Origin of the sequence: Amycolatopsis sp. WQ 127309, from assembly GCF_023023025.1 — a bacterium.
Taxonomy (GTDB): domain Bacteria; phylum Actinomycetota; class Actinomycetes; order Mycobacteriales; family Pseudonocardiaceae; genus Amycolatopsis.
On sequence record NZ_CP095481.1, the window covers coordinates 8,309,140 to 8,331,816 of the forward strand.

A 22,677-nucleotide genomic window follows, 5' to 3' on the forward strand; every position below is an offset into this window, starting at 1 on the left:
CCGTACGTCGTACAGAGTTGTGCTAACCTCTTCTTCGTACACAGTACAGAGTTAAGGGGGAAGATGACTCCGCAGATCCAGGCCGAGGGACTCCGCAAGCGCTACGGCGCCGCGTACGCCCTCGACGGGTTCGATCTGTCGGTCCCGGCCGGCACGCTGCACGGCCTGCTGGGACCCAACGGCGCGGGCAAGACCACCGCCGTCCGCGTCTTGAGCACACTCCTGCGGCACGACGACGGTGTCGCGCGCGTGGCCGGCTTCGACGTCGCCACCGAACCGGCGAAGGTCCGGGCGGCGATCGGCGTCGTCGGCCAGCAGGCCGCCGTCGACGAACTGCTCTCCGGCCGGCAGAACCTCGTGTTGTTCGGCCGGCTGCACCACCTCGGTCGCCGCGAAGCCACCCGCCGCGCCGACGACCTCCTGGCGCGGTTCGACCTCGCGGACACCGGGTCGAAGCCGGTGTCCGCGTACTCCGGCGGCATGCGGCGACGCCTCGACCTGGCCGCGTCCCTGCTCGCGGCCCCGCGGGTCCTGTTCCTCGACGAGCCGACGACCGGCCTGGACCCGCGCAGCCGCATCGAGGTCTGGCGCGCGGTGCGGTCCCTGGTGGCCGACGGCACGACCGTCCTGCTCACCACCCAGTACCTCGAGGAAGCGGACCGGTTGGCCGACCGGATCTCGCTCGTCGAGCACGGCCGCGTCATCGCGGAAGGCAGCCCGGCCGAGCTGAAGGGCTCGCTCGGCGCGACCCGGATCGAGCTGGTGCTGACCGATCCGGACGTCGTGGGCGCGGCGACGGCGTTGCTCGCCCGGGTCACCGGCGCCGAGCCGGTCACCGAGGAGCTGCGCGTGAGCGCCCCGGCGGCGCCGTCGATGCTGACCGACGTCGTGCGCGAGCTGGCGGTGACCGAGCTGGCGTTCGCCGATGTGGCCCTCCGACACCCGACGCTCGACGAAGTGTTCCTGGAACTGACGGGGGTGACGCGATGACCTGGGCGATCACCGACGGCTGGACGCTGACCCAGCGCTACCTCGCCCACCTGGCCCGGCGCCCGGCCCGGCTCGCCACGGTGGTGGCGTTCCCGATCCTGATGGTGCTGATCTTCGCCTACCTGCTCGGCGGCGGGATGACCGTGCCGGGCGGCGGCTCCTACCGCGAGTTCCTGATGCCGGGGATGTTCGGCATGACCATGGCCTTCGGCCTGTCGGGGACGATGATCGCGGTGCTCGACGACGCCACCAAGGGCGTCACCGACCGCTTCCGGTCGCTGCCGATGGCGCCGTCGGCGGTGCTCACCGGCCGGGTCGCCGCGGACCTCGTCAACGCCGTCCTCGCGCTGGCCGTGCTGGTGGGCTGCGGGTTCGCGGTCGGCTGGCGCCCGCACGGCAGCCTCGGCGAGACGCTGTCCGCGCTCGCGCTGCTGCTCCTGCTGCGGGCCGCGCTGGTCTGGGCCGGGATCTACCTCGGCCTGCTGACCACGGACCCGTCGATGGTGACGCTCGCCCAGACATGTGAGTTCCCGTTCGGCTTCCTCTCCAGCGCGTTCGTCGCGACGGCGACGATGCCGGCGTGGCTGGGAACCGTGGCCGAGTGGAACCCGTTGTCCTCCACGGTGACAGCGGCGCGGGTCCTGTTCGGCAACCCGGGGGTGGTGGGGACGTCCTGGGTGAGCACGCACCCGGTGGTGATGGCGGTCCTCTGGCCGCTGGTCCTGCTCGCGGTGTTCGTGCCGCTGTCCGTGCGCCGATACGGGAGGCTGGGGAACTGAACGCCGATTTCCTGCCGGGGGAACCGCCACGAGCGGGCCACCTGGTGCTCGACGACAAGGCACTGTCCATAGCGGACGGTCTGCGGGCGTTGCTCGCGAGCGACGACCCGGAGCCGTCCGTGGTGTTCTGGGCGACGGCGACGAAGGCCGCGCTGCGGCTGGTCGCCGCGGGACGGCTGCTGCCGGGGGTCACCGAGGCCGGGCACGACGCCTGGCGCATCGGCCCGCTGCAGCCGGCGGAGGCCGCGTGGCTGCGTGACCTGGCGGCCGCGATGCCCGCCGGAAACCGGGCGCCGGGGCCGTTGCTGCGGGCGTTCCTCGACGCCGTCGCCGACACGCTGCCCCGCACACCCGCCGCGGCGAAGGCCGCCGGCACCAAGTTGTTCGCCGCGGTCGCGCCCCAGCGCGCCGACGCCGTCCGCGACTGGGCGGACGAGCTGGCCGCGGGCCTCGACTCGGGCATCCGGGTGTCGCTGCGCGTCGAGGCACCCGACGGCTTCGACGCCGGCCGCTACCGGGCCGTGGTCCAGGTGCACAGCCTCGCCGATCCCGGGCAGCTCGCGGACGCGGCGGAGCTGTGGGAGACGGGCCGGTTCGGGCCGCGGGCCCGCATCGACGTCGTGCTGGCGCTGCGGCGGGGTACGCAGGTGTGGCCGGCGCTGAGCCCGCTGCTCACCTCGGCCGTCCCGGACGAGCTGGCGCTCGGTGGCGACGACCTCACCGAGCTGGTCGCGGCCGCGGCGCCCCGGCTGACCGCGGCCGGCATCGACGTGCACTGGCCCGCCGAGCTGGCCGGTTCGCTCACCGCGCGGGCCGTCGTGGCCGCCGGGGACGCGCCGGGTGACCTGCCGTCGTTCTTCGGCGGCGGCCGGGCCCTGGCCTTCGACTGGCAGCTCGCGCTCGGCGACGAGGTCCTGACCGAGGCCGAACTGGACGCGCTCGCCGAGGCGCGGCGTCCGGTGGTGCGGCTGCGGGATCGCTGGGTGCTGATCGACCCGGCGTTCGCGGCGAAGGCCCGCGAGCGGACGCTCAAGCCGCTGACCCCGGTCGACGCGCTCGGCGCCGTGTTGAGCGGCACCACCGAGATCGACGGCGAGCACGTCGAGGTCGTCACCGAAGGCTGGCTGGCCGACCTGCGGGAACGCCTGGCCGCGCCACCGGAACCGCCGGTGCCGCCGGCCGGGCTGGCCGCGTCGCTGCGGGACTACCAGCTGCGCGGGCTGCAGTGGCTGGCCACGGTCACCGAGCTGGGGCTCGGCGGGTGCCTCGCCGACGACATGGGCCTGGGCAAGACCGTCACGCTGATCGCGCTGCACCTGCACCGGGCGGCCGGGCCGACGCTGGTGGTGTGCCCGGCGTCGCTGCTGGGCAACTGGGAACGCGAGATCCGGCGGTTCGCCCCGGGCGTGCCGGTGCGGCGTTTCCACGGCGCGGCTCGTTCCCTAGGCGACGTCGACGGTTTTGTGCTGACGACCTACGGGACGCTGCGGACCGATTCCGCGCCGCTGGCCGGCGTGCGGTGGGGGCTGCTGGTCGCCGACGAGGCCCAGCACGTCAAGAACCACCGCTCCAGCACGGCGAAGGCGTTGCGGCTGGTGCCGGCGTCGGCGCGGGTGGCGTTGACCGGCACGCCGGTGGAGAACACGCTCTCGGAGCTGTGGGCGATCCTCGACTGGACGACGCCGGGGCTGCTGGGGTCGCTCTCGGAGTTCCGGGCGCGCTGGGCGAAGCCGATCGAGGCGGGTGACCCGGTGACGGCGGAGCGGCTCGGCCGGCTGCTGCGGCCGTTCCTGTTGCGGCGCCGCAAGTCCGATCCGGGGATCGCGCCGGAGCTGCCGGCCAAGACCGAGACGGACCGGCCGGTGGCGCTCAGCCCGGAGCAGGTGGCGCTGTACGAGGCGGTCGTGCGGGAGATGATGGCCGACATCGCCGCGAGCGACGGCATGGCGCGGCGCGGCCGGATCGTGAAGCTGCTGACCGCGTTGAAGCAGATCTGCAACCACCCGGCCCAGTACCTCAAGGCACCCGGCGGGCGCTCCGGGAAGCTGGAGCTGCTCGACGAGCTGCTGGACACCATCCTCGCCGAGGGCGGCGCGGTGCTGGTGTTCACCCAGTACGTCGCGATGGCCCGGCTGCTGGAGCAGCACCTGGCCACGCGCGGGATCGGCACGCAGCTGCTGCACGGCGGCACGCCCGTGCCGCGGCGCGAGGAGCTGGTGGCGCGCTTCCAGGACGGCGCGGTGCCGGTGTTCCTGCTGTCGCTCAAGGCGGCCGGTACCGGGCTGAACCTGACGCGCGCCGATCACGTCGTGCACTTCGACCGCTGGTGGAACCCCGCCGTCGAAGACCAGGCGACCGACCGGGCGTACCGGATCGGGCAGACCCGGCCGGTGCAGGTGCACCGGCTCGTCGCCGAGGGCACGGTCGAGGACCGGATCGCGGCGATGCTGCGGGAGAAACGGGCCCTGGCCGACGCGGTCCTGGCCGGGGGCGAGGCCGCGCTGACCGAACTGTCCGACACCGAGCTCGCGGAGCTCGTCGAACTGAGGAGCCGCGGATGAGCGACGACCGCGTGCGGGGCTTCCCCGCGTTCGGGAGGACCGGGACGCGCGGGCGGTTCGCGACGTCGTGGTGGGGCCGGGCCTGGGTGAGCGCGATGGAGGACACCGCGCTGGACCTGCGGCAGCTCAAGCAGGGCCGCCGGTACGCCGCGGCCGGGCTGGTCGGGCCGATCACGGTGAGCCCGGGCCGGATCGCCGCGGTGGTCGATGACGTCGATGGTGGCCCGTACCGCACCCAGCTGAGCCTGGCGGAGCTGTCCGAAGGGGACTGGGTGCGGTTCCTCGACCGGGTCGCGTCGCGTGCCGGGCACCTGGCGGCGTTGCTGGACCGGGACATGCCGCCCGACCTGGTGGCGGCGGCCGACGACGCCGGCGTCCACCTGCTGCCGGTGATCGGCGACCTCGACCCGGAGTGCGACTGCCCGGGCTGGGAGCTGCCGTGCAAGCACGCGGCGGCGTTGTCGTTCCAGGCGTCGTGGCTGCTGGACGCGGACCCGTTCGTGCTGCTGCTGATGCGCGGCATGGGCGAGCGGGAGATCCGGGAGGAGCTGGAGAGCCGGACCGCGCCCCGCGAAGACGTCTCCGCCGACGTCGACCGGACGCCGGGAGAGCTGCCGGACCTGGCGGAGTTCCGGCCCGCGGGGGCGCCGTCGATCCCGGCGGCACCCGGGGTGCCGGCCGAGGCGTTCGCGCTACTGGTGGCCAACGCCGCGACGCAGGCCGGCGCGGTGCTGGCGGGGGAGCCGTGGCCCGGCCGCCGGCAGGACACCGTCCGGCTGGCCGCGCGGTTCCCGTCCTCGCGGCTGGGTGACGGCCCGGAGTTCGAGCGGGCGGTGGCGGCGTGGACGCACGGCGGCCGTGCCGGGCTCGACGTCCTCGACACGACGTGGACGCCGCCGAAGCCGGTGCTCGCGGCCGCGCGGGCCGCACTCGCCGACGTCGACCCGGTGTTCGAGCGCAACCACTGCACGCTCGGCGAGACGCAGCTGCGCCTGGACCACCAGGGCCGGTGGCACCCCTACCGCCGCGAAGGCGGCGTGTGGTGGCCCGCCGGGTCGCCGGAGACCGACCCCGGTCTGCTGCTGGGCTGAAAAGCGCCGGAATTCCCGGTATCCAGCGTGAACCTCGCTGTCTCCTGTCCCGTGACGGCGGCTTCCGCCGGGCCACTGGGGGTGCGGGCGCGCGGGCTCCTCCCGCGCGCCCGCCCGGTCCTTTCTGTCGGTGCCCGGCGCTAGCGTGCGCGGCATGGACCTCGCCGCCGATCTGCACCGCTACCTCCAGGACTCGCGGAACAGCCTGCTCGCGTCGCTGGACGGGCTGAGCGAGTACGACGTCCGCCGGCCGATGACGCCGACGGCGACCAACCTGCTGGGCCTGGTCAAGCACCTGGCCGGCGTCGAGTTCGGGTACCTCGGCGACAGCGTGGGCCGCCCCGCTCCAGTGCCGCTGCCGTGGGTGGAAGACGCGTCGATCTGGGACAGCGCGGACATGTGGGCCACGGCCGGGCAGACCCGCGAGGAGCTGGTCACCCTCTACCGCCGAGCGTGGCGGCACTCCGACGAGTCGATCGCCCAGTTCCCGCTGGACGCCCCGGCGTCAGTTTCGTGGTGGCCGGAAGAGCGCCGGCGGACGACGTTCGGCTCCCTGCTGGTGCGGGTCGTGGCCGAGACCGCGCAGCACGCCGGCCACGCGGACATCATCCGGGAGGCGATCGACGGCCGCCCGGGCGCCGATCACGACGTCGCCGGCGACGCGGACTGGTGGACCCGCCACCTCGCCCGCGTCCAGGAGGCCGCCGACCAGCACGACGGGGTCAGCCGACCGGGGTGACCGCGTAGTCCTTGACCGTCATCGAGTCGTGCATCCGCACGCCGCCGGTGTTGAGCTTCGCGATCGCCCGGGTCAGCCCGGCCGGCAACGCCGACACCAGCTGCCCGCCACGCGCGAGCGCCCAGACCCCGGCGCGCGAACCCGGGATCAGGCTCCGGGCCGCGCCGAGCGCGAACGCCCGGCTCTTGCGCACCAGGTCGCCCATCTCCCGTTCGTAGGCGGCGAACGCCCGCTCGTGGTCACCACCCGCCGCGGCCAGCTCGCCGGCCAGGACGTACGCGCCGAGCACGGCGAGGCTTGTGCTGCCGCCGACGGCCGGGCCCGGGCAGTACCCGGCGTCGCCGACCAGGGTGACGCGGCCCTGGGACCAGGTGTCGCGCTGCAGCTGCGTGATCGAGTCGAAGTAGAACGTGCGCTCGCCGGCCAGTTCGGTCAGCCAGCCGTCGACCTGCGGATGCATCCCGACGAAAGCTTCCCGGAGCAGTAGCTTCTGCCGCGCGACGTCGCGGTGGTGGTAGTCGAGCGGTTCGTCGCGGCGGAAGAGGAACACCGCGCGGGCCTCGTCCATGTGCCGGGCGCTGTAGATCGCCGCGGTGCGCCCGGCGCCGAGGTGGGCGACGGTCTCCCCGTCGAGGCCGAGGGTGTCGGGCAGGGACAGGACCGCGAGGTAGGCGCCGATGAACCGCGTCTGCCCGGCTTCCTCGCCGAAGACCAGGCGGCGCACGTTCGAGTGCAGCCCGTCGGCGCCGACGACGACGTCGAACTTCCGGGACGCGGCGTGGTCGAAGGTCACCGAACCGTCGGGGGAGATGGCCGTGATCGAGTCGCCGAACAGGTACTCGACGTCGTCGCGGCCGGCGTCGTAGTAGATCTCGCTGAGGTCGTCGCGCATGACCTCGACGTGCCGGTCGGAGGTGGCCTGGAAGAGCTTCGCCAGGTCCACCCGGGTCGGCCGGCGCGCGCCTTCGCGGTGCAGTGTCATCCGCGTGGTCCCGGTGGCGAGGGCCTCGACCTGCGGCAGGACGCCCATCCGTTCGGTGATGTCCATGGCCGGGCGGAAGAGGTCGACGGCGTGGCCGCCGGTCTTGCGCAGCGCCGGCGCGCGTTCGACGACGGTGACGTCGAAGCCGTGCCTGGTGAGCCAATAGGCCAGCACCGGACCCGCGATGCTGGCTCCCTGGACGAGTATCCGCATGAGCACCTCCCTGACTTAACGGTAGGTAAGTCATACCACGATTCCTTACCTATCGTTAAGTCAGTTATGCTGGGCCGGTGCCGAAACCGTCCTCCGACACCAAGCAGCGCATCCTGGCCACCGCACGCGACCTGTTCACCCAGCAGGGCGTCCAGCGCACCAGCCTCCAGGACATCGCCGACGTCCTCGGCATCACCAAACCCGCGCTGTACTACCACTTCCAGTCCCGCGAAGACCTGGTGCGCAGCATCGTCCAGCCCCTGCTCGACGACGGCGAGAAGTTCCTGGTCGAGCAGGAAGCCCGGGGCGACGCGCCGGTGCGGGAGCTCATCGAGGGGTTCTTCGACTTCAACTACCGGCACCGCGAAGACGTCATCATGCTGCTCGCCGAGATGCCGACCCTGGCCGACCTCGGGCTCATCGACAAGGCCCTGGCCTGGCGCATCCGGCTCACCGAGCTGATCAGCGGCCCCGAACCCACCCTCGAACAGGCCGCCCGCGCGATCCTCGCCCTCGGCGGCCTGCAGGACGTCTGCATGCAGTTCCCCGACGCCCCCGTCGACGAACTGAAGGCCGCGGCGGTCACCGCGGCCCTCGACGCTCTCGGCCGCTAGCGGACCGCGGCACGCTCGATGATCGCGCCCGTGTCGACGCCGGCCGGCAGCGTGCCGAACGCGATGCCCCAGTCACCGCCGAAACGCGACGCGCAGAACGCGTCCGCGACCGCCGGGTCGCCGTGGCGCACCAGCAGCGAACCCTGCAGCACCAGCGCCAGCGACTCCACCAGCCGCCGCGCCCGGTACTCGATCCCGTCCAGGTCGGTCAGCTCCTTGCGCACCCGGTCGACGGCGTCGTCCAGCCGCGCGTCACCACCCGCGGCCAGCTCGACCTCCTCGAAGAACGCCGCCACCGACTCCGGCTGCCGGCCCATCGCCCGCAGCGCGTCCAGCGCCGCGACGTTGCCCGAGCCCTCCCAGATCGACATCAGCGGCGCCTCGCGGTAGAGCCGCGGCATGCCGGACTCCTCCACGTACCCGTTGCCGCCGAAGCACTCCAGCGCCTCCGCCGCGTGCGCCGGCGCCCGCTTGCACACCCAGTACTTCGACACGGCCAGCCCGAGCCGCCGGAACGCCTGCTCCCGCGGGTCGCCGGGCCGGTCGCCCGCGGCCGCGAGCCGCATCGCCACCGTCGTCGCCGCTTCGGACTCCAGCACCAGGTCGGCCAGCACGTTCGCCATCAGCGGCTGGTCGACCAGCGCCTTGCCGAACGCGTGGCGGTGGGTGGCGTGGTGGACCGCGCGCACCGCGCCCAGCCGCATCCCCGACGCGCTGCCGAGCGCGCAGTCGAGGCGGGTGTTGTTGACCATCTCGATGATCGTGCGGACCCCGCGGCCCTCTTCGCCGACGAGCCAGCCGACGGCGTGGTCGTACTCGATCTCCGACGACGCGTTCGACCGGTTGCCCAGCTTGTCCTTCAGCCGCTGCAGCCGGATCGGGTTGAGCGAACCGTCGGGCAGGACGCGGGGGAGCAGGAAGCACGACAGCCCGCCCGGCGCCTGCGCCAGTGTCAGGAACATGTCGGACATCGGCGCGGAGGTGAACCACTTGTGCCCGACCAGGGTGTAGCTGCCGTCCGCGGACGGGGTCGCCGTGGTGGTGTTCGCGCGGACGTCCGAGCCGCCCTGCTTCTCGGTCATCGACATGCCCGCGATCAGCCCGCGCTTGGACGTCGGCTCCCGCAGTCCGAAGTCGTACTCGGTCGCCGCCAGCAGCGGCTCGTACCGCGCCGCCAGCTCCGGGTTCGCCCGCAGCGCCGGGATCGCGGCGTAGGTCATCGAGATCGGGCAGCTGTGCCCGGCCTCGACCTGGCCCCAGACGAAGAACTTCGCCGCCCGCGCCGCGTGCGCGCCTTCCCGCGGGTCGCGCCACGGCGTCCCGTGCAGCCCGTGCTCGACCGCGACGGTCATCAGGTCGTGCCAGTGCGGGTGGAACTCGACCTCGTCGATCCGGTGGCCGTAACGGTCGTGGGTGCGCAGCACCGGCTCGTGCTCGTTGACCAGCCGGCCCCAGTCCTGGGCCAGCTCGCTGCCGGCCAGCCGGCCCAGCTCGTGCACCTCGGCCGCGGCCCAGCCCGCCCCGGCGCGCTCGAGGCCGTCCAGCAGCGCCGGGTCGGCGGCGACGTCGTGGCCGCTGAGCGGCGGGACCTGGTTGACGACGTCATGCGTGGCGGGCATCGGAACCTCCTAGAGCGCGAAGGACGAACGCGCGCAGAGCGCCGACGTCCTGTTCGTTTCCACTGGTCAACGGGCCGATCAGCACCTCGGCGGCAGCGCCCACGAGCGCGGCGGCGGTGATCCGGCCGTCCTGCGGCGGCAGCGAGCCGTCCTGCACGCCGGCGGCGACGTGCTCGGCGACGACGTCGGTGAACGCGCGGCGGAACTCGAGCCGTTCGGCGTCGATGAGCGCGTCGACCGGCTCGGCGAGCAGGGCGTACGCCTGCCGGGGAGCCTTCAGTGCGCGCTGGGCGAACGTCTCGAACACGGCCAGGACCCGCTCGGCGGGCTCGTCCAGCCCCGCCGACGCCGCCCGGACCGCCTCGACCTCCCGCGTCACGACCTGCCGGAACACGTGCACGACCAGCTCGGCTTTGGTGGGGAAGTGCCGGTACACGCTGCCGACGGCCACCTCGGCCCGTTCGGCGACCGCGGCGACGGAACAGCCGCTGTAGCCGCGCTCGGCCAGCTGGCGCGTGGCGGCGGAGACGATCGTCTCGCGCTGCGCGTCGAGGCGTTCCTGCACCTTCGGGGTGCGGCGGTAGGGCACGTCAAGAAGTGAAGCACTGATTCATTGCTTCAGTCAACGCTCCAAGACGGCCTTCGCGCCCCGGATCTCCGCCTCGACGTCGGCTCGCAGCTTGCGCCGCAGAATCGGCTCGAGCAGCGGGCGCAGGGGAGCGGCGAACCCGAACGCGATCCGCCGCGTCACCCGGATCCCGCCGTCGACCGGCACGCAGGAGAAGGACGCCTCGAACGTCGACACCCGGCGCGCCGGCCGGTTCTCCGGCCGGTCGGGGAGCACGACGTCGACCCGCTCGCCGGGAGTCAGCGTCATCCGGGACACGATCTTCGGGCCCGGCCCCAGCCCGGGCAGCCGCGAGCGGAACCGGAACTCGGTGACGTCCCCCTCGCGCCGGACCCAGTCGATCGGCCCCAGCTTGCGGTCGACCGCCGCGTACCGCCGCGGGTCCATGACCAGGGCCAAGAAGGCCTCCGGCGAGCACGACACGGTCTCTTCCACTGTCACTTCCACCATAGAAAGAGAGTAGTTTCTCACTATGGCTCGAACAACCCCCGGCGTCACCCGCCGCCGCATCCTCGACGAGGCCGTCCACCTCTTCGCCACCCGCGGCTACGACGCCACCTCCATCGCCGACATCCAGACCGCCTGCGACCTCAACCCCGGCTCCGGCGCCCTCTACAAGCACTTCCCGTCCAAGGCCGCCCTCCTCGAAGCCGCCGTCCACGACAACCTCGACCGCCTCACCGCCCGCACCGCCGAAACCGCCGACGCCCACCTCCCCGACGACCCCCGCGAAGCCCTCCGCGTGCTCGCCGACGTCGTCTGGGCGTTCATGGCCGCCGACCGCGACCTCATCCGCCTGATGATCCGCGAGTTCACCGGCTTCCCCGAACTCTTCGAACGCATGTGGCAAGGCGTGCTCGCCACCCTCTACACCCGCGGCACCGCCTGGATCACCACCCTGCGGGACCAGGGCAGAGCCGACGTCACCGACCCCGAAGCCACCGCCGCCGTGCTCGTCGCCGCCCTGACCTACTACCCGATCCTCGACGTCCTCATCGGACACACCCCCGGCGACCTCGCCCCGGACCGCTTCCTCGCCGCCTGGACCGACCACGCCGTCGCGGCCCTCAACCTGCGCTCCTGAGAAACCGTTCCACCGCACCAGGGGAGCGCAGCTCCACGACGTCTGCACCGGACTCCGCCAGCACCCGCCGCAACCCCGGCAACGACCGCCGCCGGTACCCCACCACCCACCACCAGAAGTCCGCCCGCTCCCGGCCCCGCCGCACCGCCCGCCAGACACACCGCACCAGCGAGAAGTTCAGCAACACCACCGTGTCCGCCACCGCCAGCCGCACCTCCAGCACGTCGTACGGCCCGAGATCACCCTCCAGCACCCACCGCGGACCCGCCACCAGCTCCCGCTGCCGCGCCACCCACTCCACCCGCGACAACCCCGCGAGCCCGCCCGCCCAGAACACCGCGTCCAGCTCCACCACCGGCAACCCGCACACCACACCGAGCCGCCGCGCGAACGTCGACTTCCCGGCACCACCACGCCCCAGCACCAGCACCCGCTCCACCCCGCCATCCTCACCCGGACTTGCCCTGGAGCGCACTCCAGCTCCTACGGTCGCAACCATGGGCACCCCGCAGCACAAGATCGGCTCCGGCTTCGACGCCACCAGCACCACGGCGGACGTCCTCCACGGCATCGACCTCACCGGCAAGCTCGCCCTCGTCACCGGCGGCTACTCCGGCATCGGCCTCGAAACCACCCGCGCCCTCGCCGGCGCCGGCGCACACGTCGTCGTCCCGGCCCGCCGCCCCGCCGTCGCCCAAGAAGCACTCGCCGGCATCACCGGCGCCGAAGTCGGCGAACTCGACCTCGCCGACCTGGACAGCGTCCACACCTTCGCCGACCGCTTCCACGCCACCGGCCGCCGCCTCGACATCGTCATCACCGGCGCCGGCATCATGGCCACCCCCGAAACCCGCGTCGGCCCCGGCTGGGAAGCCCAGTTCGCCACCAACCACCTCGGCCACTACGCCCTGGTCAACCGCCTCTGGCCCGCCATCACCGACGGCGCCCGCGTCATCGCCGTCTCCTCCCGCGGCCACCACTTCTCACCGATCCGCTGGACCGACCCCCACTTCCAGACCGGCTACGACAAGTGGCTCGCCTACGGCCAGGCCAAAACCGCCAACATCCTCTTCGCCGTCCACCTCGACCGCCTCGGCCACACCAGGGGAGTGCGCGCCTTCGCCCTGCACCCCGGCTCGATCCTCACCCACCTCACCCGCCACATCCCGCACGACGAACGCGTCGCCCAAGGCTGGATCGACGAAAACGGCACCCCCAGCGCCTACTTCAAGACCCCCGAAGCCGGCGCCGCCACCCAGGTCTGGGCCGCCACCTCACCCCGGCTCGACGGCCTCGGCGGCGTCTACCTCGAAGACTGCGACATCGCCGAACCCGCACCCGCCGGCGGCGGCGTCACCGACGTCGGCCTCCGCTACGGCGTCCGGCCCCACGCCACCGACCCCGCCGAAGCCGACCGCCTCTGGACCCTCTCCGCCGACCTCACCGGCGTCGACGCCTTCGCTACTTCCCGGTGATCACACCCACCGCGATCCCCAGGATCGCCGTGTTGTAGACGAACGACACCACGCTGTGCGTCAGCACCGTGTACCGGATCGGCCGCGCCCGCACCTCCACATCGGACGTCGCGAACGACGTCCCCACCGTGAACGCGAAATACGCGAAGTCCAGCAAGTTGGGCCGCTCCGTCGCCGGGAACCGCAACCCCGGCTCCGGCGCCGCCTGGTAGTGCAGGTGCGCATAACGGTCCGCGTACCCGAAGTGCAGCAGGATCCACGCCGCCAGCACCGCCGGCACCGCACTGATCTGCAGCACCGACGCCATCTCGTCGTCCTCGTCGGCGATCGCGTTCGCCACCAGGATCAACCCACCCGCCGTCATCCCGACCACACTCACCACCAGCGTCGCCGCGAAGTTCCACCGACGCCCCAGGAGACTGTGCAACCACGACGGCTCCACCTCGTCACCCACCAGCCGGTACCGCCGGATCCGCACCCACCGCGACACGATCGCCATCAGCGCGAACACGTCCCACGCCAGCAGGAACACCACGTCCAGCCCCGTGTTCGGCGCGATCAACCACCCCAGCCCGAGCAACACCAGCAGGAACTCCGCGCACCGGTACCAGACCCTCCGCAGCCACCGCATCGCGCGAAACTAACGGCCCCACGCCCCGACGGCACCCGGGATCACCTGGTCAGGTGGTGCGGGGGACCAGCGCGACCAGGTACCGGCAGGGGAGCGACCCCGGGTTCTCGAACACCCGGTCCGGCGCGGACCCCAGCTGCAGGCAGTCCCCGGCGTCCAGCTCGTGCACCTCGGCACCCTCCCGCATCCGCAGGTGCCCGGCCAGCACCCAGATCTGCTGGTGCAGGAACGTGCTCGCCCGCAACGGCACCGCCGCACCCGCCGGCAGCTCGATCTCCACCAGCTCCAACGGCCGCCCGGACGCGGGGGAGACCGACCGGCGCCGGTACCCGGAATCCGGATCCACCCACACCGGTTGCTCCGCCGCCCGCACCAACCGCCGCTCGTCACCCTCGGCCCGCGCGATCAGCTCCGTCAGCGTCATCCCCAGCGCGGACGACAGCTTCGCCAGCAACGCCGCCGTCGGCTGGACGTCACCCCGCTCGATCTTCCCGATCATCGCCCGGGACACCCCCGAGTCCTCGGCAAGCACGGCGACGGACAGGCCTCGGGACGTCCGCGCCGCGTGCACGGTCGCCGCCAGCCGAAGGGTCAGGGGATCGGTCATCACTTGATACTATACGACCCATTATGGCTACCATAGGAGCCATGAAGGTCCGAGACGCCACACCGGACGACGCAGCCGCCTGCGCCGCCATCTACGCGCCCTACGTCACCGACACGGTGATCTCCTTCGAAACCGAACCACCCGACACCGAAGAAATGACCCGCCGCATCGCCGGCGCGCACGCCTGGCTCGTCCTCGAGGAGGACGGACAGGTACTGGGGTTCGCCTACGCCGGCCCGTTCGCCAAACGCGCCGCGTACCGGTGGTCGTGCGAGACGAGCATCTACCTGGAACCAGGCCGACGCCGCACAGGCGCCGGACGCGCGTTATACGAGGCGTTGTTCAGCAGGCTGCGGGAACGCGGATACCGGCGGGCGTTCGCCGGGATGGCGATGCCGAACGACGCGAGTGCCGGACTGCACCGCGCACTGGGGTTCGAGCCCGCCGGCGTCTACCGGAAGGTGGGCTGGAAGCACGGAGCCTGGCGTGACGTCGCCTGGGTCCAGAAGGACCTCTCGGACGACGAGGGAGCGCCAGATCCCGGTTACTTGACATAATGTACATTATCGGCACTAGGGCAGTGCCTGCGACGGACACCCAAGAGGGGCGAAAGAAGCCGAACTCGGCGGGGGTTCTTCGTCAGGACGGCTTCTCCTGAGGGAACGGCCGGGAGTGAAGCGTCATGCGTCGTCGTACAGAGACTCCCGGGCCGCAGAGGCGCCCAGGGAGGTGTTCCGTAGGGCCGCGAGAGACATCCCCTGGAGCTGCAGACCGATGTCCCGTCACCCGACCGTAAAACGTCACGGTGACGAAACTAGAGTACGCAATGTTAGGCCGAACGCGCGTCGTCGGGACTTGACGGGCTCATCGGGCGCCATCCGGAGATCTGCTCCCGGCTGGCTCAAGCCTGGACGCCCTGCGGGTGCCGGTCGAACATGTGTGCGTATGCCCCGCAGTGTGTCAGATGTGCCGCTTGAGGTCTCGAAGGCCGTCAGACGAGATCCGGGATCCCCCGGGAGCGGATCCCTGACGATTCCGACATTTCATGCATAATGGCAATTATGCATGAAATCGGACGGGACCCGGTGAGCGAAATTGTCGGTGCCGTACGGTACAAGATCCACCATGAAGGTTTCCGAGGCCCAGCAAGCCTTCTTCGCCGCCCGCCGGCCGCGCAAGGACTCGCCGCACACCACTGACGCCTACCGCCGGGATCTGGCCGGGATCACCACTCTCCTGGTTTCGGAGCTCGGCCGCCCCGCCGAGGACCTGGCGGTCGCCGACCTCACCGGGCAGGCGCTCCGGTCGGTGTTCGGGGTGTTCGCGGACGGGCACGCGAAGAGCTCGGTGCTGCGGGCCTGGTCGACGTGGAACCAGTTCCTGACGTTCTGCGTGGCGGACGGGCTGCTGGCGGGCAACCCGATGGGTGCGGTGGCGCGGCCGCGGACGCCGGCGTTGACGCCGAAGCCGTTGCGGGGTGAGGAAACCCCGGAGCAGCTCCTGTCGGCGGCGGCCGCCGGTTCGCGGCGGGCGCGGGACCCGTGGCCGGAGCGGGACGTGCTGGTGATCGCGCTGGGGCTGGTGGCGGGGTTGCGGGCGGCGGAGATGCGGGCGCTGACGCCGCGATCGCTGGTGGGGCGCGCCGGTGAGCTGCGGTTGCACGTGAAGGGGAAGGGCAGCCGGGATCGGTCGATCCCGGTGCAGCCGGTGCTGGCGGAGCTGATCGAGCGGTACCGGGAGTCGTGCCGGGTGCGGTTCCCGGGGGTGCGGTCCTCCCCTGGTTCGCCGTTGCTGGTGGACCGCGCGGGCGAGCCGATCGGCCGGGGCGCGCTGGAGTACCTGGTGAAGTCGTGTTACCGGGGCGCGGGTCTGCACGACCGGGTGCCGGTGGGTGCGAACCTGCACGCGTTGCGGCACACGTTCGCGACGCGCTTGGCGGAGGACGGCGCGACGGCGTCGGAGATCATGGCGCTGCTGGGTCACGCGAGCTTGGCGACGAGCCAGAACTACATCGAGGCGACAGGCAGGGAACAGCGCGCGGCGGCGGCGAGCAACCGCACGTACCGCGCCCTGGACGGCTTGAGCTGACCGGCGGTTCGGGCAGTTTCGGCGGTTCGGGCAGTTTCTGCGGGTCGGGGCTGTCGAGTGAGCCTGGTCAGCGGAGTTCTGCGGCCTGTGGGGCATCACCGGCGCGAGCGGGCCAGTCGTGCAGGCCGCGCGAACGGCCCGTTCGCGCGTTATCGGGCACGAACGGGCCGTTCGCACCACGGTGGGGGCCGCGATCCATGCATGCCAAGAGCAGACAGCGCCTGGCCGGCTGTCCCCCGTCAGCTTCCCGATGGGCGTCGGAGTTCCCTGTGCGAACGCGCCGAGCCGGGCGTGCCGCTCGGCTCTCTTGAGAGGCACCTCACGGGAGTGGCCTTCGTGTGCGCTACCCCAGCTCTCGCTCCCCTGGCCAGTCCATGCCATGCCCCGGTGCGCGGGCGACTCTATCTCGCACGAGCGGCCCATTCACGCCAAGCCGTGTGTGCGAATGGGCCGCTCGTGCGCCACATCAGACACGAACGGGCCACTTGTGCCATGCCCGAGGACGCGAGTGGCCCTCTCGCGCTTGGGCCGGTGCACGAGCGGCCCGTTGGCTCCCTGTCGCACGCGCGAACGGGCCATTCGCGCCGGCCCGAGCGCGAGAGGGCCACTCGCGCTCTGCCCCTACGCGCCAAAGGGCCAGTCGTGACTGCCGTGCACGTGTCCGCTTGAGCGTTTACTCACACACGAACGGTCGCTCCGCCCTGCGTGCGCTTGAGCGCTACCTCGCACGTGAACAGGCTTCAGGGCACGCCGTCGTGGGTCAGCGGAGTTGTTCGAGGTCCTTGGCTGCGCGGGCGATGTCGGCGGCGAGGCCGCGCAGCTCCCCCGCGTCGGCGCCGTCGTCCGCCGCGGTGACGATGTCCTCGGCGGCGCAGCGGAGCTGGAACAGGCGGTCCTGCAGTGCGGCGATCTCCGTGTCGGACAGCACGACCGCGTCTTCGGGGAGACCGCTGCGCTGCAGCGCGGTGCGGCGTTCGTAGGCTCGCTGGCGGCAGGACTGGCCGCAGTAGCGTCGGCGGCGGCCGACGTTGCCGCCTTCGGGGAGGCGTCGGCCACACCAGCCGCAGTGCTTCGGGGCGCCGCGGCGGGCCGGGGCCAGGTCGTCCGCGGGTGGCTGGGCTAGTTCGGCGGCTTCCCTCACCCGGGAGACCCTAGCTGGCCATCGTCCGCTCATGCCGGGGTCATGGCGGAAGTGCACACTTGAGGGATGCGCGCGTCCTTCCCGTACCTGGCCGATCCGCTCCCCCGTGCTTTCGCGCACCGTGGCTGGCACCTCGACGAGCTGGCGGGGCTGGAGAACTCGCTGCCGGCGTTCCAGCGGGCATTCGCGGAGGGGTACCGGTACATCGAGACGGACGTGCACGCGACGGCGGACGGTGTGGTGGTGGTGCACCACGACACGCACCTGGACCGGACGACGGACGGGTCGGGGGCGATCGCGTCGCAGACGTGGGCGCAGCTGAAGAACGTGAAGGTCGGGGGCGAGGTCGCGTTGTCGCGGCTGGAGGACGTGCTGGAGGAGCTGCCGGAGGCGCGGTTCAACATCGACGTGAAGGTCGATCAGGCGGTGGTGCCGTTCGTGGACGTGCTGGCGCGGACGGGTGCGCGGGACCGGGTGGCGGCGGCGTCTTTCTCGGACGCGCGGCTGGCGCGGTTGCGGAAGCTGGCGGGGCCGGAGCTGGTGACGGCGGTCGGGCCGCGGTCGGTGCTGGCCCTGTGGGCGCGCGGGAAGCTGCCGCTGCTGCCGCTGGGCGGGCTGGTGCTCGGGGTGATGGCGCAGGTGCCGGTGCGGCAGGGGGCGTTGCGGGTGGTGGACAAGTCGTTCGTGGCGATGGCGGGGCGGTCCGGGATCGAGGTGCACACGTGGACGATCGACGATCCGGCGGAGATGCGGACGCTGCTGGACCTCGGGGTGCACGGGATCGTGACGGACCGGCCGGACCTGCTGCGTGAGGTGTTGATCGAGCGGGGCACCTGGCAGCAGGCGTGACGGGAATTTTGTCCACCTGTTCGCCGGAGTGACCGGTTCGCACCGGTCTCGCTAGCGTGGGTTTCCGCCCGGTTCCGGGCTTCCTTGGGGAGGGAATCCATGCGAAGACGTGCTGTTGTGCTGCTCTGCGCCGTGCTGGCGTTGCTGGGTCTGGTCGCTGTGCCGGGTGAGGCGGTGGGGCCGCCGCCGAATTCGGAGCCCTACACGGCTCCGGTGGATCAGCCGTTGTCGCTCGACGAGTGTCATGTGGATACGCGGCACGGCTACTACGTGAAGAACGCTTTCGGGGCGTGCTGGTTCACGGAGCTGAAGTTCGCGCACTACGCGTGCCCGGAGCCGGAGTGCGCGGTGGACGGGACGGCGTCGGCGTACGTGTTCTCGACGTTGAACGTGCTGAAGGACTCGCGGCGGGTGGCGATGGCGCACCGGCTGGTGAACTGGCGGACGGACAACGTGGCGGACACGGCGCGGTTCGGGGTGTCGATCCTGTGCGGGCCGCCGACGGGTGATGCCGGTTTCTGTGACCGGTCGGTCGTGCCGGTGGTGAAGAGCATCGCGGAGTGGAAGGCGGCTCCCGACGTCACGGAGGTGTTCTCCCTGGACGGCGAGGACCCGCCGGCCACGGAGGCGTCGGCGGAGGTGGCCGCGGAGAAGCGGACGTCCTACACCGTGTCGTCGCGGCTGGTGGCGGAGACGGACGATCGGTTCACGCTGGCCGGGTCGTCGATGGGGACGGGTGTGCGGTGCGACGTGGCGCGGCAGTCGGATCCGGCGTACGTGCGGGGTGCGGACTGCGTGCTGCGGACGTGGTTCACGCCGATGTTCGACTTCTCGGCGGGTGAGCTGCCGATCGCGGAGACGGGGCGGTTCGTGCGGGACGTCGCGCCGGCCGGGCGGTACGCGGGTTATCCGGGGACGTCGGGTGGGTCGGCCGGGTTCACCGGGCCGCAGAACCGGTTGTTCTACGACGTCGCGACGCGGCAGGCGCACCGAGTGGCGGCGGAGGCGCGGTGTGCGAGTACGTGGGGGCCGTTCTGGAACCGGCACTCGGGTGGGCTGACCAACGTGTGCGGTGCGTATCCGGTCGACGAGAGCGTGCAGGGTGCTTCGGCGACGTCGTCGTTCACGGTGCGGCCGGTGCTGGACACCGACCACGCGGAGTTCCAGCGGCGGTTCACCCGGTTCCTGGCGGAGAACCACGTGCTGGACGGCGACGGGTACTACTTCTATCCCCTGCCGTGACGCCTCGGCCGGGCCGGGGCTGCTCCCCGGCCCGGCGCCGGCGTCAGCGGGGTGGTTTGCCGTTCCAGGCGGCGTCCCAGGTCTTGGGGCCGAGGAGACCGGAGTCCTTGATGCCGTTGGCGCGCTGGAGGGCGAGGACGGCTTCCTTGGTCTTCTCGAGGTAGCAGCCGGTGCCGGTGAAGCCGTAGCCGAAGGCGTTCATGCGGAGCTGGAACGTCTTGAGCGGGGCGGCGCAGTCGCCGTAGGCGTAGACGACGCCGGGCCAGGCGGGTTTGCCGCTCGGGGGTGGCGGGGTGGGTGCGGGGACCGGTCGGCTGCCGCCGATGTAGGCGGAGTCGGCGTAGCTGGGGACGCGCTTGCTGCGGGCGTCGCCGTCACCGGAGAGCTTGAGCATGCCGGCGCACTGCCAGGGCTGCCAGCCGCGCATCCGGTAGAGGTAGAGGGCGCGGTAGTCCTGTTCGTGGGCGGCGGCCTGGTCGGGGCGGCCGGCGCCGCCGACGCTGCGCCAGGTGGGGAGGTCGAACTGGTAGGCGCCGTAGTAGCCGTTGCCGGTGTTGGTGGCGTAGCGGCCGCTCGACTCGCACATGCGCAGCTTGGCCCAGGCGCTCGACGCGGGGTCCGCGGAGGCGATGGCGGGGACGGTCAGCTGCAGACCCAAAGCGGCGAAGGCGAGAAGCAGGATTCTCGCCACGGTGCGTCGGCGGTTGTGGATCATGCGAGCACAGTAAGAGGGTGCCCCTTTGGCCACAAGAGACACACTGCTTACACGAGTCTCACACGAAACACCGTTCACCCCGCCGAGCGACACACCGTGACGCGTCGAATGTGATTGCCACGGAAGTGGCGGATGAGCACGGTGCGACGAACCGGACACGGTTTCGGCGAACTTCGGGACCGGTGGCGGTACCGCCCAGTAGTCTCCGCGCTGACCTGGACGATCTTGACCCTGAGGAGCCGTGGATGACGCTGGCCGGAACGCGCTCGACCAAGCGCGAGCGCTGGGGCTGGTATTTCTACGACTGGGCGAATTCGCCGTTCTATTCGTCGACGACGACGGTGTTCGGCGCGCTCTACATGAGCACGATCGCGGCCGAGGACGCGAAGTCGAACTTCACCCTTAACGGGGACCACGCTTGTGTCGACGCGTCCGGCGCGTCGGACACGCTGCACAACTGCGACGTGAGTTTGTTCGGGCTGCACTTCCCGGCCGGCTCGACGTGGGGTTACCTGCTGTCGGTGGCGACCGTGGTGCAGGTGCTGGTGCTGCCGATCGCGGGCGCGGTGGCCGACCGCAGCCGCAACAAGCGGCGGATCCTGGGCGGGTTCGCGTTCCTGGGCGCGTCCGCGGCGGCGGCGATGTTCTTCATGGCCGGGTCGGACTGGCAGCTGGGCGCGGCGCTGTTCATCGTGGCGAACATCGGGTACGGCGGCTCGCTGGTCGTCTACTACTCGTTCCTGGTGGACATCGGCGGGCCGGACGAGCGGGACGACATCTCGGCGAAGGGGTGGGCGTTCGGGTACCTGGGCGGTGGCCTGGCGCTGGCGTTGCAGCTGGGGTTCTACCTCGGCCACGACGCCTTCGGGGTGTCCAAGGGCACCGCGGTGCAGATCTGCTTCCTGACCTCGGGGCTGTGGTGGGCGTTGTTCACCGTTCCCTCGGTGCGGGCGCTCCCCCGCGACCACACGCCGGTGGACGTGGCGCCGGGTACGTCGGTGCTGCGGGCGGGGTTCGGCGAGCTGCGGCGGACGATCGTCTCGGCGAAGGCGTTCCCGCTGACTCTGGCGTTCCTGGGCAGCTACCTGATCTTCACCGACGGCATCACCACGGTGGTGGCGGTCTCGGCGCAGTACGGCAAGGACGAGCTGCGGTTCGGCGACGAAGTGCTGATCATGACGATCCTGGTGATCCAGTTCGTGGCGTACCTGGGTGGCACGCTGCACGGGCTGGTGGCGCGGCGGTACGGGGCGAAGCGGACGATCCTGGGCAGCCTGGTGCTGTGGATCGTGGTGCTGGTCGGGGCGTACTTCATCCAGCCGGGGAAGGTGGTGCAGTTCCTGGCGGTGGCGGTGGGGATCGGGCTGGTGCTGGGCGGGACGAACGCGCTGTCGCGGTCGCTGTTCAGCCAGATGATCCCGCAGGGCAAGGACGCGCAGTACTACTCGCTCTACGTCGTGGGCGAGCGCGGGACGTCGTGGCTGGGGCCGCTGGTGTTCGCGGGGGTCGGGCAGGCGACGGGGTCGTTCCGGCTGGCGATCGTGGCGCTGGTGATCTTCTTCGTGGCCGGTCTGGTGCTGGTCGCGCTGGTCCCGGTGCGGCGCGCGATCGTGGCGGCGGGCAACCGTCCGCCCGAGGTGCTGTAGTCCCCGATAGGGTCGGCTGTCGTGACCTCGCTGAACGACCGGGCCTCCGGCCCCGATCCCACGGACGCGCTGTCGTCGGTTCCCGCGGCCGGTTCGCGCCGCGGGACGCCGCCGGTGGGCCGGCTGAAGTTCTGTTACGGGCCGATGGACTGCGGGAAGTCGACGCTGGCGCTGCAGATCGACCACAACCACGCGCGCCAGGGCAGACGGGGGCTGGTGCTGGTGCGCCACGACCGCTCGGGTGCGCCGCAGATCTCCAGCCGGATCGGGCTGAGCCGGCAGGCGGTGGAGGTCGGTGAGGACACCGACGTGCGTGACCTGGTGCGGCAGGAGTGGGCGCGCGGGCAGCACGTGGACTACGTGGTGGTGGACGAGGCGCAGTTCCTCTCCCCCGGGCAGGTCGACCAGCTGGCCGAGCTGGCCGACGAGGTCCAGATCGACGTCTACTGCTTCGGGATCGCGACGGATTTCCGGAGCAAGCTGTTCCCGGGAGCCGCACGTCTGTTCGAACTGGCGGACGAGCTGCAGCCGGTCCAGGTGGAGGTTCTGTGCTGGTGCGGGCTGACCGGGCGGTTCAACGCGCGGGTGCTCGACGGCGAGGTTGTGCGCGAAGGCGATACGGTGGTCGTGGCAGATACCGAACAATCCGTAGTTGAAACTTCAGCTTCAGCACGATTTGAGGCCGAAACGGCTACTTTGCGTTATCAGGTATTGTGTCGTCGCCACTTTCGGGCGGGTGACCTGGGGCCCGTTACCGCTCATCACGGTCAGTTACGGTTGACCTGAGAGATGCCCGAGTAGCCCATCCGGGGGATATCAGCACTAAGAAGGCCGTATTGACGTCACGCCGGAGCGCGAAATGCCTCCTACTAGTGGAAGCTGATCCCGGCGGGTGACGCAGCTCATCGTGAGCAACGACATGGTGAACCGGGAATCCCCGGAGACCCTGAGTCGTTGCATAGGGTGAGCACCACCCTGGCTCC

Annotated in this window: 23 protein-coding genes; 14 read left to right on the top strand and 9 right to left on the bottom strand. The window is 71.5% G+C overall.

The genetic code is table 11. The features are described 5' to 3' along the window. Positions 1–63 precede the first annotated feature (63 nt). From MUY22_RS36875 to MUY22_RS36895, 5 genes are all read left to right on the top strand, one after another. On the top strand, positions 64–990 hold the full coding sequence (locus MUY22_RS36875) for an ATP-binding cassette domain-containing protein (RefSeq protein WP_247051800.1): 927 nt from the start codon (positions 64–66) through the stop codon (positions 988–990). Beyond that, the gene (locus MUY22_RS36880; protein WP_247051801.1) at positions 987–1,769 is read left to right on the top strand and encodes an ABC transporter permease; all 783 of its coding nucleotides are present in this window, start codon (positions 987–989) and stop codon (positions 1,767–1,769) included. The genes MUY22_RS36875 and MUY22_RS36880 overlap by 4 nt, the downstream gene beginning before the upstream one ends. Positions 1,770–1,813: 44 nt before the next feature. Next, positions 1,814–4,330, top strand: a complete 2,517-nt coding sequence (locus MUY22_RS36885; RefSeq protein ID WP_247051802.1) for a DEAD/DEAH box helicase — start codon at positions 1,814–1,816, stop codon at positions 4,328–4,330. Further along, on the top strand, positions 4,327–5,421 hold the full coding sequence (locus MUY22_RS36890) for an SWIM zinc finger family protein (protein WP_247051803.1): 1,095 nt from the start codon (positions 4,327–4,329) through the stop codon (positions 5,419–5,421). The genes MUY22_RS36885 and MUY22_RS36890 overlap by 4 nt, the downstream gene beginning before the upstream one ends. A gap of 154 nt (positions 5,422–5,575) precedes the next feature. Then, positions 5,576–6,160 carry a DinB family protein gene (locus tag MUY22_RS36895; protein WP_247051804.1) on the top strand — a complete coding sequence of 195 codons (585 nt, stop codon included), beginning with the start codon at positions 5,576–5,578 and terminating at the stop codon, positions 6,158–6,160. On the opposite strand, the gene MUY22_RS36900 is transcribed toward MUY22_RS36895, so the two are convergent. Beyond that, the gene (locus MUY22_RS36900; protein WP_247051805.1) at positions 6,144–7,355 is read right to left on the bottom strand and encodes an FAD-dependent monooxygenase; all 1,212 of its coding nucleotides are present in this window, start codon (positions 7,353–7,355) and stop codon (positions 6,144–6,146) included. The genes MUY22_RS36895 and MUY22_RS36900 overlap by 17 nt on opposite strands. A gap of 77 nt (positions 7,356–7,432) precedes the next feature. Between MUY22_RS36900 and MUY22_RS36905 the strand changes: the two genes are divergently transcribed. Continuing rightward, positions 7,433–7,969 (top strand): TetR/AcrR family transcriptional regulator, encoded by a 537-nt coding sequence (locus tag MUY22_RS36905; RefSeq protein ID WP_247051806.1) that lies wholly within the window; start codon positions 7,433–7,435, stop codon positions 7,967–7,969. Here the strand turns inward: MUY22_RS36905 and MUY22_RS36910 are convergent. Genes MUY22_RS36910 through MUY22_RS36920 form a run of 3 tightly spaced genes read right to left on the bottom strand, consistent with a single transcriptional unit; the run spans position 7,966 to position 10,666 of the window. After that, a complete protein-coding gene (locus MUY22_RS36910; protein WP_247051807.1) occupies positions 7,966–9,588 on the bottom strand; it encodes an acyl-CoA dehydrogenase family protein in 1,623 nt (540 codons plus the stop codon). The genes MUY22_RS36905 and MUY22_RS36910 overlap by 4 nt on opposite strands. Continuing rightward, a complete protein-coding gene (locus MUY22_RS36915) occupies positions 9,572–10,177 on the bottom strand; it encodes a TetR/AcrR family transcriptional regulator (protein WP_247051808.1) in 606 nt (201 codons plus the stop codon). The genes MUY22_RS36910 and MUY22_RS36915 overlap by 17 nt, the downstream gene beginning before the upstream one ends. Positions 10,178–10,210: 33 nt before the next feature. Further along, entirely contained in the window at positions 10,211–10,666 is a 456-nt protein-coding gene (locus MUY22_RS36920) for an SRPBCC family protein (protein ID WP_247051809.1), read from the bottom strand. A gap of 22 nt (positions 10,667–10,688) precedes the next feature. Here MUY22_RS36920 and MUY22_RS36925 point away from each other — a divergent pair, with 22 nt between their 5' ends. Further along, complete coding sequence (locus MUY22_RS36925) at positions 10,689–11,300, top strand: TetR/AcrR family transcriptional regulator (RefSeq protein WP_247051810.1); 612 nt, start codon at positions 10,689–10,691, stop codon at positions 11,298–11,300. On the opposite strand, the gene MUY22_RS36930 is transcribed toward MUY22_RS36925, so the two are convergent. Beyond that, positions 11,284–11,739 carry a DNA topology modulation protein FlaR gene (locus MUY22_RS36930; RefSeq protein WP_247051811.1) on the bottom strand — a complete coding sequence of 152 codons (456 nt, stop codon included), beginning with the start codon at positions 11,737–11,739 and terminating at the stop codon, positions 11,284–11,286. The genes MUY22_RS36925 and MUY22_RS36930 overlap by 17 nt on opposite strands. Before the next feature lie 58 nt (positions 11,740–11,797). Here MUY22_RS36930 and MUY22_RS36935 point away from each other — a divergent pair, with 58 nt between their 5' ends. After that, entirely contained in the window at positions 11,798–12,775 is a 978-nt protein-coding gene (locus MUY22_RS36935) for an SDR family NAD(P)-dependent oxidoreductase (protein ID WP_247051812.1), read from the top strand. Here the strand turns inward: MUY22_RS36935 and MUY22_RS36940 are convergent. Then, entirely contained in the window at positions 12,762–13,406 is a 645-nt protein-coding gene (locus MUY22_RS36940; protein WP_247051813.1) for a DUF1345 domain-containing protein, read from the bottom strand. The two genes, MUY22_RS36935 and MUY22_RS36940, sit on opposite strands and share 14 nt — an antisense overlap. A gap of 49 nt (positions 13,407–13,455) precedes the next feature. Beyond that, positions 13,456–14,013, bottom strand: coding sequence for an XRE family transcriptional regulator (locus MUY22_RS36945; protein ID WP_247051814.1), 558 nt, complete (start codon positions 14,011–14,013; stop codon positions 13,456–13,458). 41 nt (positions 14,014–14,054) lie between these two features. Here MUY22_RS36945 and MUY22_RS36950 point away from each other — a divergent pair, with 41 nt between their 5' ends. Together MUY22_RS36950 and MUY22_RS36955 are read left to right on the top strand one after the other, a co-directional pair. Continuing rightward, positions 14,055–14,570 (top strand): GNAT family N-acetyltransferase, encoded by a 516-nt coding sequence (locus MUY22_RS36950; RefSeq protein WP_247051815.1) that lies wholly within the window; start codon positions 14,055–14,057, stop codon positions 14,568–14,570. A 568-nt stretch (positions 14,571–15,138) separates the two neighbouring features. Next, positions 15,139–16,101: a tyrosine-type recombinase/integrase gene (locus MUY22_RS36955; RefSeq protein WP_247051816.1), complete on the top strand. Its 963-nt coding sequence runs from the start codon at positions 15,139–15,141 to the stop codon at positions 16,099–16,101. Between the two features lie 760 nt (positions 16,102–16,861). Here the strand turns inward: MUY22_RS36955 and MUY22_RS36960 are convergent. Next, positions 16,862–17,242 (bottom strand): hypothetical protein, encoded by a 381-nt coding sequence (locus MUY22_RS36960; RefSeq protein ID WP_247051817.1) that lies wholly within the window; start codon positions 17,240–17,242, stop codon positions 16,862–16,864. Positions 17,243–17,308: 66 nt separating this feature from the next. Here MUY22_RS36960 and MUY22_RS36965 point away from each other — a divergent pair, with 66 nt between their 5' ends. Both MUY22_RS36965 and MUY22_RS36970 read left to right on the top strand, forming a co-directional pair. After that, positions 17,309–18,091, top strand: coding sequence for a glycerophosphodiester phosphodiesterase (locus MUY22_RS36965; RefSeq protein ID WP_247051818.1), 783 nt, complete (start codon positions 17,309–17,311; stop codon positions 18,089–18,091). A gap of 99 nt (positions 18,092–18,190) precedes the next feature. After that, on the top strand, positions 18,191–19,333 hold the full coding sequence (locus tag MUY22_RS36970) for a hypothetical protein (protein ID WP_247051819.1): 1,143 nt from the start codon (positions 18,191–18,193) through the stop codon (positions 19,331–19,333). Positions 19,334–19,376: 43 nt separating this feature from the next. On the opposite strand, the gene MUY22_RS36975 is transcribed toward MUY22_RS36970, so the two are convergent. Further along, complete coding sequence (locus MUY22_RS36975; protein WP_247051820.1) at positions 19,377–20,048, bottom strand: transglycosylase family protein; 672 nt, start codon at positions 20,046–20,048, stop codon at positions 19,377–19,379. Positions 20,049–20,293: 245 nt separating this feature from the next. On the opposite strand from MUY22_RS36975, the gene MUY22_RS36980 reads away from it, so the two are divergent. Both MUY22_RS36980 and MUY22_RS36985 read left to right on the top strand, forming a co-directional pair. Then, positions 20,294–21,694: an MFS transporter gene (locus tag MUY22_RS36980; RefSeq protein WP_247051821.1), complete on the top strand. Its 1,401-nt coding sequence runs from the start codon at positions 20,294–20,296 to the stop codon at positions 21,692–21,694. 21 nt (positions 21,695–21,715) lie between these two features. Then, positions 21,716–22,480 carry a thymidine kinase gene (locus MUY22_RS36985; protein WP_247051822.1) on the top strand — a complete coding sequence of 255 codons (765 nt, stop codon included), beginning with the start codon at positions 21,716–21,718 and terminating at the stop codon, positions 22,478–22,480. The last annotated feature ends 197 nt before the right edge of the window (positions 22,481–22,677 follow it).